Annotated in this window: 10 protein-coding genes; 2 read left to right on the forward strand and 8 right to left on the reverse strand. The window is 71.7% G+C overall.

Features of this window, described 5'->3' with window-relative positions; all coding sequences use genetic code 11:
* Positions 1 to 160: 160 nt before the first annotated feature.
* Together MXD61_RS28865 and MXD61_RS12825 are read right to left on the reverse strand one after the other, a co-directional pair.
* Positions 161 to 376, reverse strand: coding sequence for an FHA domain-containing protein (locus tag MXD61_RS28865; RefSeq protein WP_374628870.1), 216 nt, complete (start codon positions 374 to 376; stop codon positions 161 to 163).
* Positions 354 to 1,511, reverse strand: coding sequence for a Clp protease N-terminal domain-containing protein (locus MXD61_RS12825; RefSeq protein WP_248813186.1), 1,158 nt, complete (start codon positions 1,509 to 1,511; stop codon positions 354 to 356). The genes MXD61_RS28865 and MXD61_RS12825 overlap by 23 nt, the downstream gene beginning before the upstream one ends.
* A 72-nt stretch (positions 1,512 to 1,583) precedes the next feature.
* Between MXD61_RS12825 and MXD61_RS12830 the strand changes: the two genes are divergently transcribed.
* Positions 1,584 to 1,973, forward strand: coding sequence for an excisionase (locus MXD61_RS12830; RefSeq protein WP_248813188.1), 390 nt, complete (start codon positions 1,584 to 1,586; stop codon positions 1,971 to 1,973).
* A gap of 80 nt (positions 1,974 to 2,053) precedes the next feature.
* Complete coding sequence (locus MXD61_RS12835; protein ID WP_248813189.1) at positions 2,054 to 3,097, forward strand: DNA glycosylase AlkZ-like family protein; 1,044 nt, start codon at positions 2,054 to 2,056, stop codon at positions 3,095 to 3,097.
* Positions 3,098 to 3,118: 21 nt separating this feature from the next.
* On the opposite strand, the gene MXD61_RS12840 is transcribed toward MXD61_RS12835, so the two are convergent.
* The 6 genes from MXD61_RS12840 to MXD61_RS12865 all read right to left on the reverse strand — a co-directional run bounded on the left by MXD61_RS12840 (position 3,119) and on the right by MXD61_RS12865 (position 13,440).
* Positions 3,119 to 6,709 (reverse strand): DEAD/DEAH box helicase, encoded by a 3,591-nt coding sequence (locus MXD61_RS12840; protein ID WP_248813191.1) that lies wholly within the window; start codon positions 6,707 to 6,709, stop codon positions 3,119 to 3,121.
* Between the two features lie 63 nt (positions 6,710 to 6,772).
* Positions 6,773 to 7,684 carry an FAD:protein FMN transferase gene (locus MXD61_RS12845; protein WP_248813215.1) on the reverse strand — a complete coding sequence of 304 codons (912 nt, stop codon included), beginning with the start codon at positions 7,682 to 7,684 and terminating at the stop codon, positions 6,773 to 6,775.
* A 145-nt stretch (positions 7,685 to 7,829) separates the two neighbouring features.
* Positions 7,830 to 8,306, reverse strand: coding sequence for an FMN-binding protein (locus tag MXD61_RS12850; RefSeq protein WP_248813193.1), 477 nt, complete (start codon positions 8,304 to 8,306; stop codon positions 7,830 to 7,832).
* 13 nt (positions 8,307 to 8,319) lie between these two features.
* Complete coding sequence (locus tag MXD61_RS12855) at positions 8,320 to 9,720, reverse strand: ferric reductase-like transmembrane domain-containing protein (protein WP_308222740.1); 1,401 nt, start codon at positions 9,718 to 9,720, stop codon at positions 8,320 to 8,322.
* 116 nt (positions 9,721 to 9,836) lie between these two features.
* Positions 9,837 to 10,532: an ABC transporter ATP-binding protein gene (locus tag MXD61_RS12860; RefSeq protein ID WP_248813195.1), complete on the reverse strand. Its 696-nt coding sequence runs from the start codon at positions 10,530 to 10,532 to the stop codon at positions 9,837 to 9,839.
* A gap of 7 nt (positions 10,533 to 10,539) precedes the next feature.
* The gene (locus tag MXD61_RS12865; protein WP_248813218.1) at positions 10,540 to 13,440 is read right to left on the reverse strand and encodes a branched-chain amino acid ABC transporter permease/ATP-binding protein; all 2,901 of its coding nucleotides are present in this window, start codon (positions 13,438 to 13,440) and stop codon (positions 10,540 to 10,542) included.
* Between the last annotated feature and the right edge of the window lie 7 nt (positions 13,441 to 13,447).

Here is a 13,447-nt window from a genome sequence, read left to right on the forward strand (position 1 = left end):
GCGAGCATAATCGGTCGCACCGCCCATGAGCGTCCATTGACCGAAAGCCGACGAAACGCCGCGACGGTGTCGGAGCACGCGATGGGACAGTGCGCTCGTCCGTTGTTCCCGGGTTGCGACGCGGGCGCGGGAGGGCGGTGCTGGTTTCTGACGGCGGGTGTCAGCCGAGGCGACGGACGGTGATCCGGGTGAAGGAGTCGACGTGGATTCGGTCACCGTCGGCTAGTGGGATGGTGCGACCCGGTGTGATCGGACCGGGGTCGTCGCCGATCCAGGTGCCGTTGGCCGACCCGGCGTCGGTGATGGCGAGCCGGCCGTCCTCTCCCGGCCGGTACAGGGTCTGCTCGTCCTGGTCAGGCTTCGGGCTGGCGCGGATCGTCCTGGGTGCCGCCCGGGCCCGGGCCCGGGGTCGGGCCCGGGGCGGTTGGCCGCGTGGGTGCGCCGGCGGCGCGGGCGCGGATGTCCTCCAGGCTGGCCTCCAGGACCGACCAGACCGCCGACAGACTCTCGGCGAGCTCGTCCCGTCCGCTGAGCAGCTGGTCGGCCACCGGGAGGTCACCATGGCCGGTGTCGGTGCCCGGCGTTGTCCCGCCGCTGGTGACGTCGGCGGAGGTGGGCGGGGTGCGGCGTCCGGTGAGGGCGGTGAAGGCGAGGCGGGCCAGCTCCAGCAGGCGGCGGTCGGTGGCTTCGACCACCACGGCCGAGCCGGTCAGCCGAAGTGACATGCCGCGCCGACCGGTGACCTCGGGTAGCTCGTCGGAGGTGCCGCCTGGATCGGTCTGCCGCAGGGCGTCGCGGGCCGCGGCGAGGTCGAGGCCGAGGCCGGTGAGTGTGCGCGTCGCCGCGCTGTCCGGATCGGCGAGCAGTGCCAGCAGCAGATGATGCGAACCCACCGGGTCCGCGCCGGCCAGACTCTGCGCACCGGCGATACCGGCATCGGCCGCCGACGTTCGGCGCGGCGTGCGCTCGCCACCAGCCGACAGGCCGAGCGGGACGGTATCGGCACCCCCGGCGAAGCCGCCTCGGCGGGCATGTCGCCGATCACCCGCGCCCGGTCGCCCGGTCGCCCGGTCGGGCACCTCGGCGGCCAGAGCAAGGATCCGGGTGCGCAGCTGGTCGAGGTCCACGTTCCATTCGGCCAGCAGCCTGGCGGACACCCCGCCGGTGACCGCCAGCAGACCGAGCAGGAGGTGCTCGGTGCCGATGCGGTTGTGCCGCAGGCTGACCGCCTCCCGCAGGCCCTTCTCGAGGACCTTCTTGGCACGCGGTGTGAAGGGAATGTGGCCTTTTACGGGGTTCTTCCCACGGCCGACCGCGGCGACTACCCGCGACCGGGTCATCTCCAGGGTCAGGTCGATCTCGGTCAGGGCCTGGGCGGCGATGCCGTCGGTCTCGGCGAGCAGGCCGAGCAGGAGGTGCTCGGTGCCGATGTAGTTGTGGTCCAGTCCGCGTGACTCCTCCTGGGCGAGGACGACGACCTGGCGGGCGGCGGAGGTGAATCGCTCGAACATGCCTTCAGGGTCAACTCTCTTTCTACCATGGTCAATACCATGCTAATAACAGGGTGGACGGGGAGGCTGGCTATGACCTGGGACGATCGGCTGGACCAGTGGGATGTCGAACGTGAACTCGCCGCCCAGCTCGAGGACTCCGACTGGGTGACGCTGCAGGAGGCGTCCACCCGCACCGGGGTCTCCCGCGCCGCGCTGCGAACCTGGTACCGGGGCGAGCTGATCCCGTCCCGGCTGGTGGACGGCCCGCACGGCCCGCAGCGGCTGGTTCCGTTGGCGATGGTGGCCACCCGGGCGCAGGAGTCACCGCGGCTGCGGCGGGGCGCGCAGCGTCGCCTCGGTGAGGAGGCGCAGCTCGCGCTGCTCGAGCACCGCGTCGCCGAGCTCGAGGCCCGCGTCGCCGCCCTCGAGCGGGGCGCGGAGAATCAGACCGATGGGAGCGCGGGAACTGACGGTCCGTGAACTGAACCGGGCCCTGCTGGCCCGTCAGGGGCTGCTCGAACCCCTGACGGTCGATGTTGTGGCCGCGATCGAGGCGATCGGTGCGGTGCAGGCCCAGCAGTGGTCGGCGCCGCCGGTCGCGCTCTGGTCACGGGTGGCCGGGGTTCGACACCGCCGCGCTTCACGACGCGCTGGCTGGGCGTCAGGCTGTCCTGGGCACCCTGCTGCGCGGCACCCTGCACCTGGTCAGCGCCCGGGAACACACCGCCTACGCCGCTGTGGCCGAGCAGTCCGGGGTCACCCGCTGGGAGCGCTCCGGCACCCCGCTGCCCGCGTCGGCCGTCGACGCGGTGCGGGCCGCGGTAGGCGAGTTCTGCGCGGACACGCCGCGCTCGGACGCGCGGATCGCCGAGTTCCTCGACTCCTGGGTCGCGGCCAACCCGACGGTGCTCCCGGCGGCGGAGGTCACCTGGCAGCAGGCCCACGGCTGGCGTCCGGTGCGCACCACCCCGGATCTGGTCCGGGTTCCCGCCGCCGACCAGTGGGCCAAGGCGCCCAAGCTGTCCCTCGCCGCGCCGAACCCCCACGGTGCACCGACGCGCACCGCGGCGAGTACGGCGGACGCGGACGCGCTGATCGAGGTGACCCGCCGGCATCTGCGTGCGTTCGGCCCGGCCACGGTCGACGACGTCGCCTGCTGGACGGGCGCACGAACCCCGCGCGTCAGGGCCGCCCTCGAGGCCCAGGACGACCTGCTGCGCGCCACCGGCCCGACCGGGAACGTCTGCTACGACCTGCCCGGCGCCCCTCGCCCCGGCGCCGACACCCCCGCACCGGCACGTTTCCTCGCCGCGTTCGACAGCGCGCTGCTCGCCTACCATCCCAGCAGCCGGGAACGGATTCTGCCAGCGGCGTTCAAGAAGGCGGTCTACTCGGCCGGCAACCTGCGGGTCCTGGCGACCTTCCTGGTGGATGGCCTGGTCGCCGGCACCTGGGCCGCCAGCGGTGGCCGACGCGCCGCCGAACTCATCCTCACCCCCGCCGCCGACGTGGGCACCCCGCACCGCCGAGAGCTGGAAGCCGAAGGCGAACGTCTGCTCGCCTTCCTGTACCCCGGCGCCACGCCGACCATCAGCTGGTCCTGACCGGCCGGCCCCGTCCCGTCGTCAGGAGAGCAGCTGGCGGATGTCGTCGGCATCAAGGGTGGTGTCGACGAACTCGCCGCCGTCCAGGACGCTGGCGAACAGTTCGGCCTTGCGGGCCTTCAGCGCCATCACCTTCTCCTCGATGGTGTCGCGGGCGACGAGGCGATACACCATCACATTGCGGGTCTGGCCGATGCGATGAACCCGGTCGACGGCCTGGGCCTCCGTGGCGGGATTCCACCACGGGTCAAGCAGAAAGCAGTAGTCCGCCTCGGTGAGGTTCAGACCCGTGCCGCCGGCCTTCAGGCTGATCAGGAACACGGGGGCCGCGCCGGACTTGAACCGGCGTAGCACGGACGGTCGATCACGGGTGGTTCCGTCCAGGTAGCAGAACTCGATGCCGGCGGCGGTGAGCGCATCCCGGACCCTGCCGAGGAAGCGGGTGAACTGGCTGAACACGAGCGCCCGGTGGCCGCCGTCGATGACATCGCGCAGCTGCTCGAGCAGGACGTCGATCTTGGCGCTGGCGAGTGCGTCGTGGGCCTCGTCGACGAGACCGGCGTGCAGGCTGAGCTGACGCAGCGTTGTCAGGGACTGCAGGATCGTGAAGCGGTTGCGGTTCAGGTCGTCGACCAGGCCGAGGACCCGCTGCCGTTCCCGCTGCAGCTGGACCTGGTAGATCCTGCGGTGGCGGGGGTGCAGGTCGACGTCGATGACCTGTTCCTGTTTGGCCGGCAGGTCGGGTGCCACCTGCTCCTTCGTCCGGCGGATCAGCAGTGGGCGGATGCGGCTGCGCAGCTGGCCGAGCAGGTCGGAGTCGCCGAGTTTCTCGATGGGGCGGGCGTAGTACTCCTGAAAGCGAGCACGGTTCGGAAACAGACCCGGTGCGGTGATCGACAACAGTGACCACAGTTCCATCACGTTGTTTTCCAACGGTGTTCCGGTGACGGCCAGTTTGAAGGGCGCGGGCAGCAGCCGCGCGCACTGGTAGGCCTTCGACTGGTGGTTCTTCACCGTCTGCGCCTCGTCCAGGATCAGACCGGCCCAGGTGGCGGCGCGGTAGTCCTCGGTGTCGAGCCGGAACAGCGTGTACGACGTGATGACGACATCGGCGCCGGCCATGATGTCGGGCAGTGTCTGGCCACGCCGGCGCAGGGTGTCGGTGATCGCCGCGACGCGTAGGTGCGGGGCGAAACGGGCGGCTTCGGTGGCCCAGTTCGCCACCACGCTCGTCGGCGCGACGATGAGAAACGGTGCGAGCCCCGGGTCGCGGTCACGGGCATGGCAGATCAGCGCCAGCGACTGCAGCGTCTTGCCGAGTCCCATGTCGTCGGCGAGAATCCCGCCGAGCCGCAGATCCCACAGAAACGTCAGCCAGCGGAAACCGTCCGCCTGGTAGGGCCGCAGGGTCGCCAGCAGGCTCTCCGGCGGCCGTGTCGCGCCCGCGGTCTCGAACGCGAGGATGCCCCGCACCTGTGTCCGCCACGCCTGAGCCTGATGGACGACGACGCCGAGCGCGACCAGTTCCTCCCACAGCCCGGCCTGGAACCGGCTCAGCCGCAGCGCGCCGTGGGGGCTGTCCCGCAGCGCCGCCGCCTCCTCGATGAGTCGGCGCAGCGAGTGCAGGTCCGGTCGGTCAAGTCGCAGGTAGGCGCCACTGTCGAGGATCAGAAAAGGATCATCCCGGCTCAGTGCCTCGAAGAGCATCGTGAACGCGACCCGCTGGCCGTCCAGGACCAGTGCGACCCCGAGATCGAACCAGTCCGGCTCGTCCTTGGCCTCCCGCGTGGACAGCTCGATCCGCAGCGTGTCCCCGGCGTCGTGGTAGTCCGGCGCCTCGCCGGCGATCTCGACGGTGAGGCCGTCGTGCGCGGTGAGCTGTGGCAGCAGTTCGGTGGCGAACCGTATCGTGTCCGCCCCCCGCAGCGTGACCGTCCCCGGCCCACCCGCCGTACCCGCCACACCGGACGGGCCAGGGCGGCGGAGGGTACCGGCGGCGTCGGGAAGCACGAGGGCGCCGGCGGCGTCGGGAAGCGTCAGGTTGGCGAGGATCTCGGCCTCGGCGGCCTGGTCGCGGTAGGCATCCTGTGGCCCGTCGTCGTACAGGGGCAGCCGCCGCGGTGCGGCACCCGCCGAGGCGCCCCCACCGTCGCTGTCCCCACCGTCGCTGGCCGGGGACGGGTCGCCGGCGGGGGCGTAGTCCCATTCCCAGTCGATCTGGACGAGGTGGCTGTCGCCGAAGGCCGCCCGGGCGACCAGGGTCGGCCGGGGCAGCGGTGGCGGGTCGAACGATCCGTCGCTGGAGATGACCGGCGCCAGCCGAGCCAGCCGCGGATAGTAGTCGGCGAGGAACCGGGCCCGGTCGGCGCCCGGAATGCGCATCGCCTGGTCGGACGCGGCCAGCTGGAGCAGTGCGGGCGGCGCCGGCGAGGTGAACCGCACCAGCCGCAGCCGCCCGTTCTCGAACTGGCCGGTGGCCTCGAGCTCGGCCCGGTCGAGGGCGACGGCCCCATGGTCACCGAGGAACGCGAACGGGATGAGATCCACGTCCGAGCCGTCGACCCGCAGCACCGGGCACAGGACGAGGCCCTGCTGGTCGGCGGTGACGTCGAGGCAGGGCCGGGCCGACAGGGGCGGCTCGATGTCGCCCAGCCGCTTGCGGTGGTGTACCAGCCGTACCCCGACGGCCCGCGCCTCGTCGAGCAGTGGCCACAGCCGTGGGCTGCGGAACTCGCTCAGGTCGAGGTATCTGGTGTCGCCGTGGCGGTGATATGCCGCGTACTCGTCGCCGGCCTGGTGGACGGCGTGGATCTCGCGTAGCACCGAGACCTGGTCGTCGTCGAAGCCGCCGTCGCGAAACGTCCCGTGGGACGAGGCCAGCTGGGACCAGGTGGGCGCGTTGATCCAACCGTTCTTCCCCGGCTGCACCAGGCGGGCCATGACCAACGTGGACGGGAGCGCGTGCGCCGCCTGGACCGGCGCACCCGCCGCGAACAGTGACAACTCGATCGCCAGCGGCGTCGCGGCCCGCGGGACGGCATGCCGCGGCGCCTCCGTGAGCAGGTCCGACAAGGCGGAATCCCAGGCGGGTGGGCCCGCCGTCCGCCTGGGCTGACCTGCCCCGCGCACCACGCGGCCGGACCGGCTCGCGGTGCCGCTGCCCGGGCCGAGGCCGGGTACCCGGATCGTCGGAACCGTTGTGGCCACCGGCGCCGCTGACCCGCGCCGGGGCACGGCCAGGTCGCGCGCGTCCGGCGTGGGGATCGACGGTGGCGTCTCGGTGGCGGCCATGTGCACGTAGGCGGCGGCCTGGGCGGCCGCCAGCACCAGCGCGGCCGTGTGCTTGCAGTCGACGGACACCGGGCAGCTGCAGTCGCCGCCGCGGAACTCCCACGGGCACGCCCGAGTGCCCCGGGTGAAGGCCGCCGTGGTCCGGTAGTTCTCGCCGTAGCTGCCGGCCACCCGGCCGGTGAGGGACGTGATCGATGGCTGCCAGGAGACGCCGCTCACGGCGCCGTTGCGGGCGTACCGTTCGCCGCGCCGATACGTCGTCTCGCCGACGATGGCGCGCAGACGATTCCGGTCGACATACCGCAATTCTGCCGGCAGCATGCAGCGACGTTAACAGCCCAGGACCAGCATCCGGTCACCACGACCAGTGCAGACCACGCTGTGTCATCGCCACGCCGGCACGCTGGGCGTTACGCTGCCGCCGGCAGAGATGACCGCGACCGAGACCGGCAGGGAAGCGGATGCCGCGACCGGCGTCGACGTCAGTGCTGACCGGGGCAGCGACACCGGCGCCGGCGTCGCCACCGGTACCGGAGGGCGCGTCGATGCGGCGCCCGGGGCGATCACCGTGCCGGGGAAGGTCGCTGAAACGTCCACCCCGCCGGCGCGGTCCACGGTCAGCCAGGCCCAGCCGGCCGATCCGAGCTCGGCGAGCAGCTCCGGTGCCCGCCGACCCGCGGCGAGCGCGGCCGTCGCGAAGGCGTCCGCCAGGGTCAGGTCCGGGCCGACGATGGTGACCGAGGCGAGATGGTGTGCCGGTGTGCCGGTGCGGGGGTCGATGACGTGCTCACCCTGCTCGCTCGTCCCTGATGTGGCGACGGCGAGATCGCTGCTCTCGACGACCGCGACAAGATGGCCGGGGCGGGCCGGGTCGGCGATGCCAAGGCGCCAGGGGACCCCGGGCGCGGCCTGCCCGCGCACCCTCAGGTCTCCGGCCGCGTTCACACAGTGGATGGTGGCGCCCGCCCGGGTCAGTGCCCAGGACGCCGCGTCGGCGGCCCAGCCCTTGACCAGCCCGGTGGGGTCGAGGGTGCCGTCCCGGCGCCAACCCGGGTCGAACAGGCCACCGGTGCGCACCCGGCAGGCCTCGGCCGCCCGGTAGATCGCCTGGACCTGCGGCGGGCAGTCGGCCAGCCCACACTCCCCGCGCCGCAGCCGGGACACCCACGAGTCGGCCCGGAAGGTGCTGAAGTCGGCGTCGGCCCGGTGCAGGACCGCCACGGCCGCGGCGATCGCGGCGTCAAGACGGTCCGGTGGCAACGGTGTGCGCACGTCGATGCTCACGACCGTGCCCATGACCGGTTCGGCGTGGACGCGTCCGGGGCGGCGGGGCGGGTTGTGCACGCTGGCTGCCACTTCCCGGCCTGCCGCTTCCCGCGTGGGCCTGACCATCGCCTCGAGGGTCCCTGAGGTCCCGAGGGCCCCCGAGGGGGCACCGGGCCTAGACACCGGCCTTGTCCAGGGCTGACTGGACGGACCACGCGTACCCGTAGCTGGTGTACGACGCACCGGAGACACTGTCGATCCTGGCGCTCTGGACGCTGAGTACCTCCTGCTTCAGGATCGGCACCGCCTGGTCGTTGATCTCGACGTCGCGACGCTCCCGGTCCGGTACCTGCACCGTCACCACGTCCACGATCTTCGTTCCGGTGAGCACGACCTTGACCTGCACCGCGCCGAACCGCGTGTTGATCGCGTCGCCGAGCACGGTCCTGGTGGTCGCCGTGCCCGACGAGGCGGTGGGAGACGGCGTGGCCGTCGCGGTGGTGCCGACCTCTGCGAGCGAGGCCGCTCCGAGCGCGGCGGGACGTCCGCCCGACCCGGTCGCGGCCTTGCCACCGACCACGAGGACGACGGTCGACAGCATCGCCGCGAACCCGAGCCGAGCTCGATACGGCCTTCCGGTCCGGTCGTTCATGACGGGTTCTCGGTCATCGCAGCTCGAACTCCTCGGTGTGGATCCGACGCTCGGCCACGCCGAGCTGGCGCAACGTGTGGGTGACGGACCGGGTCAGCCCGGGCGGCCCGCAGACGAAGACATCACGCTCGGTGATGTCCGGCACGGCGGCACCCAGGTAGCGCGCGGCGAGCGGATCGAAGCCGAGCTGGTCGCGGGCGCCGGTCACCCCGTGCACGGTCATCAGGCCTGCCCTGGAGAGCTCGCACAGCTCCTCGTGCAGCACGAGGTCCAGGGGCCGGCTGGCCCGCTGGATGACGACGACGTCCCGCCCGTTCCGGGCCAGCCCCTCGGCGAGCGCGCGTACGGGGGCGATCCCGCTGCCCGCGCCGATCAGCAGCACCTTCGCGTCCGGTCCGGTCCGCTGTGCCGTGAACAGCCCGAACGGGCCCTCCGCGAGCACGGGTGTGCCCGGCCGCAGCCATTCCAGGGCCCGGGAGTGATCCCCGGCCGCCTTGACCGTGATACGCAGCCGATCCGGCTCGGGTGGCGCCGACAGCGAGTAGGCGTGGGCGCTGAGCAGATGCCCCCGCGCGGCGAACCGCCACAGCAGGAACTGCCCGGGGACGGCGCCCAACCGGTCCAGGCCGCGACCCCGGATCCACACCGACACCACGCCCGGGCCCTCCCGGACCACCCGCTCGACCCGCATCCGGTGCCGCGGGATGGCCGTGACCGGCAGGACCACCCGCCAGATCACGACGCAGGCGGCGACCGCGAGGTACAGCAGCGTCCACGTGCCCCGCGCGGTTCGGCTGGCGACGAGGTCCGCCCCGTTGGAGGTCTGGTGGAAGAAGGTGAGCGCAACCGCGACATAGACGGTCAGGTGCAGCGCGTACCAGACCTCGTAGGACAGCTTCGACCGGGCGATCCGTCCGCTGCTGATCCCGACGGCCACGAACAGCAGCGCGCCGATCGTCGCCTTCCACATGTCCGGGTACGAGGTGACCACCGTGACCAGCTCGCCGAACGGCTGCCGATGGTCGGTCAGCCCATAGCCCCAGACGACCAGCAGGACGTGCACCCCGATCAGCACCACGACGTTGGTGCCGAGCCCCCGGTGCCACGCCGCCAGCCGGTCGAACCCGACCGCCCGCTCGAGCGCCGGCACCCGGGCCAGCAGCAGCACCTCGACCAGCACCAGATACGCCGCGAGCAGCCCGCTGACCCGCCCCGCCGCCGTCATCACCTGGCCGGCGCTGTCCAGGCTGGCCGCCGACGTCTGCACCCACCACAGTGCGACGACGGCGATCCCACCCACGGTCAGCCCCAGCCGAACCGCCAGCTCAGCCCCCCGCCACCCGACCATCCGCGGCACCGACGTGGGCCGCGCCACTGCCAGTGGCCCGCCCTTGGAGAGCCCGGTCGACGTCATGCCACCGACGATCGCGACTTTTCCTGTGTGGCTCCTGTGCCCGCCCTGTGGGCAGCCCCAGAGGTCTGAGACCGCCGCGAGCCGGATCCGGTGAGGCGTCCACCAGGCGGTGATCGTTAGGCGTTGATGCCGAGGTAGCGTTCGTAGATCTGCTCGATGTTGATCTCCTTGGCCGGGCCGGAGTGAACCATGACGCCCTGGTTGAGGATGAACGCCGTGTCGGCGATCGCGAGCGCCTTCTGCACGTACTGCTCGACGACGACCAGCGACACCCCCGTCCGCACCAGTCGACCGAGTGCCTCGTAGATGGTGTCGACGGCGAGCGGCGCGAGGCCGAGGGACGCCTCGTCCACCAGGACGATCCTCGGGTCGGTGAGGTAGGCGCGGGCGAGGGCGAGCATCTGCTGCTCACCGCCGGACATGCTGCCGGCGGTCTGCCGCAGCCGACGGCCGAGCACGGGATACAGCTCGGCCGCCGTCGCGATCGAGGTGTCCAGGGCACGGCCCCGACCCTGGATCATCAGGTTCTCCCGGACGGTGAGGGACGGGAAGATTCCCCGTCCCTCGGGCAGCAGACAGATACCGGCGCGGGAGAAGTACTGCGCCGGACGGCCGGTGATCTCGTTGCCGGCGAACTCGATGCGACCCGCGGACGGACGCAGCAGCCCGGTGGCGGTGCGCAGCAACGTGGTCTTACCGGCGCCGTTCGGGCCGAGCAGCGCGACGACCTCACCCTCGCCGACGGCGAAGTCGACGTCGCGAAGCACTGTCGTGCTGCCGTAGCCGGCGGTCACCCCGGTCAGGTTCAGCATGGCGGTCTCACCTCTCCGCTGCGGCGGTGTCCTGGCCGACCGTCACGGGCACGAACGCCGCGGGCTGGTCGGTCGTGGACTGGTCGGTCGTGGGCTGGTCGGCGGTGGCCGTGGCCGTCACGGGATCGGCCGCGGCCGCGTCCGCCGCCGCCGCGTTCGCCGTCACCGCCACATCGCCGAGGTAGGCGGCCCGGACCTCGTCGGAGCGGGTCATCTCCTCCGTCGTCCCGGCGAAGATCAGCGCGCCGAAGTCGAGGACGTACACCCGGTCGCAGATGTCACGCACGAGGGTCATGTCGTGTTCGACCAGCAGGATGCCGCAACCGCGCTGGCGCACGACCTCGAGGAGCACCCGGCCGAACTGCTCGGTCTCCCGGGCGTCCAGACCCGACGACGGCTCGTCGAGCAGCAGCAGGTCGAAGCGGCCGGCCAGCACCCGGGCGAGTTCGACCAGGCGACGTTGCCCGATGGGCAGCAGGCCGACCTGCTGGTCGGCGAGGTGCTCGATACCGGTCAGCGCGATCGCGTCCGCGGCGGCCGCGGCGACCGCCCGCGACTGGGCGGGTGTGCCGATGAGCTGGCTCGCCGGGTTGCGTCCGGCCAGTGCCGCCTCGTGGCCGAGGGCGACGTTCTGCCGCACGGTCAGGCTGTCGAACAGTTCGATCCGCTGGAAGGTGCGGCCGAGCCCACGCCGGGCCCGTTGGGCGGGTCCGCGGGCGGTGACGTCCGCGCCGTGCAGCAGAATCCGACCATCGCTGGGGCGGTTCAGGCCGCTGCAGGCGTTGAAGGTTGTGGTCTTGCCGGCACCGTTCGGGCCGACCAGACCGGTGATCGCACCGGCGGGCGCCTCGAGACTGATACCCGCCACCGCGCGTACCCCGCCGAAGCGGACCGTCAGATCCTGCACGACCAGGCCCGACCCCGTCCGCGCCGGCTGCGCGGGAACATCCACCGAGGCCGTGGCCGGCGACCCCGCCGGCATCGGCACCACATCGTCAGATGGGCCGGACGGGCTGGTCGGGGTGGTCACCGGTTGGACTGGACGGCGTCCGCCCAGCCGGTCGAGGACGCGCCGCAGGGCCCGCGGCGTCGTCCCACCGCGGGTGCCGTGCGCGGACAGGGCCGCGCCGATGCCGAACAGCAACGCCAGGTAGGTCGAGGTGTCGGAGGAGGTGATGTAGCCGGGGATGACGTTGAAGCCGATCGCCGCGAGCACCGCGTACCACGGCTCACCGATGGTGACGATCACGACCAGCGCGACCAGGGTCAGGGAGTCGAACGAGCGGAAGTACGTCCCGACGCTGTACTGGTAGAGCATGCCGGTCAGCGCTCCGGCCAGCGACGCCATCGCCGCGGCGATGCAGAAGACCAGTACCTTCAGCACCGTCGAGGTGGTGCCCTGGGTCTCCAGCGCCAGCGGCGAGTCGGCCATGGCACCCAGCAGACGACCCAGGCGCCCCCGACTGATCGCGGCGACGGTGAGCACGCACAGCACCACGATGATGAGCAGCAGGTAGTAGAAGCCGGAGTCGCTGGCGAGATCCCAGTTGCCGATCCGCACCATCGGACGCGGGTTGGCGATGCCGATCGACGACGTCCCGAACATGAAATGACGCGGGTAGAAGACCTGCTCGAGGACGATGCCGAGGCCGAGCGTGGCCAGCGCCAGGAAGACTCCGGACAACCGCACCGCCGGAATGGCGACCAGCGCACCGACCGGCACCGCGATCAGCGTCGCCAGGATGACGGCCACCAGCCACGGCAGGCCGACGCCGACCGCCAAATGGCTGAACGCGGCCGCCCCGACCGCGGCGAAACCGAGATGGCACAGCGAGATCTGCCCGGACTGGCGTACCAGCAGCCCGAGCGACAGGAACAGAATGACGTAGATCAGCGCCGCCGACCAGACGATCAGGTGATCGGCCTGCAGACTCGGCACGAGCGCGAGCAGGGCCACCACGACGGCCCCGGTCACCAGGCGCACGCGGGTCGGTGCCTGGTAGGAGCGGCGGACCGGCGCGACCGAGGTGGGCCGGCGCGACGCCAGGCGGGTCCGCGGCGTGACGACGAGAACGATGAACAGCACGATGAACGGCAGGCTCGGCGGCAGCCCGCCGACCCAGCTGACCGTGGCGGCGTACTTCTCGAACAACGCGCCGCCGATGCCGACCAGCAGACCGCCGGCGAACGTGAGCGGCAGGTTCGAGAAATAGCCGATCGCGGCCGCGCCGAACGACGCGAACACCGCGGTGGTCAGGGTGACGCCGTCCAGGGACAGCGCCGGCGCGAGCATCAGTCCGGCGATCGAGGCGAACATCGCACCGATCACCCAGGCCCAGCGCCGCACCCGCACCGGATCGTCACCGCAGACGGCGACGAGTTCGGGGTTGTCCACGACACCGCGCATGACGACGCCCAGGCGCACCGCGAGAAAGAACCAGTAGAGCAGCGCCGATGCCACCAGCGAGAAGACGAAGACGATGATCTGTTCCCACGTGACGTTGACGCCGAGCATGTGCACGGTCGACTGCGGCAGGAAATGCGGGAACGACGGTGTCGTCTGCGGGTGCCAGAGCTGGCCGAGCGCGGCGACGATGAGAATGAGCCCGACGGTGGAGACCACCTTGATGGTGTCGCTCGCACCGTCGAGCAGCCGGGCGATCAGTTCGAGACCCAGGCCGAGCAGGGGGGCGAAGACGAAAACGCAGACAAGGGCGGTCAGCGGCCAGGCCAGGCCATGGTCGGTGTGCAGGAAGTAGAACAGATAGACGTCGAGTGCGGCGATCGCGCCGTAGCCGAAGTTGAAGATTCCTGATGTCTTGTAGGTGAGGACCAGGCCCACGCCGGCCATGCCGTAGACCGCGCCGGTGGCAAGTCCGATGACGATGAAGGGCAGTAACTGGTGCACGCGGCGC

It is taken from the genome of Frankia sp. AgPm24, assembly GCF_023243055.1.
GTDB lineage: Bacteria > Actinomycetota > Actinomycetes > Frankiales > Frankiaceae > Frankia > Frankia umida.

What these genes read in the sequence shown, in the direction of transcription:
- MXD61_RS12825 (WP_248813186.1), bottom strand. Translation starts at nt 1,511, where the DNA reads ATGTTCGAGCGATTCACCTCCGCCGCCCGCCAGGTCGTCGTCCTCGCC.
- MXD61_RS12860 (WP_248813195.1), bottom strand. Translation starts at nt 10,532, where the DNA reads ATGCTGAACCTGACCGGGGTGACCGCCGGCTACGGCAGCACGACAGTG.
- MXD61_RS12830 (WP_248813188.1), top strand. Translation starts at nt 1,584, where the DNA reads ATGACCTGGGACGATCGGCTGGACCAGTGGGATGTCGAACGTGAACTC.
- MXD61_RS12840 (WP_248813191.1), bottom strand. Translation starts at nt 6,709, where the DNA reads ATGCTGCCGGCAGAATTGCGGTATGTCGACCGGAATCGTCTGCGCGCC.
- MXD61_RS12845 (WP_248813215.1), bottom strand. Translation starts at nt 7,684, where the DNA reads ATGGGCACGGTCGTGAGCATCGACGTGCGCACACCGTTGCCACCGGAC.
- MXD61_RS12855 (WP_308222740.1), bottom strand. Translation starts at nt 9,720, where the DNA reads ATGACGTCGACCGGGCTCTCCAAGGGCGGGCCACTGGCAGTGGCGCGG.
- MXD61_RS12850 (WP_248813193.1), bottom strand. Translation starts at nt 8,306, where the DNA reads ATGAACGACCGGACCGGAAGGCCGTATCGAGCTCGGCTCGGGTTCGCG.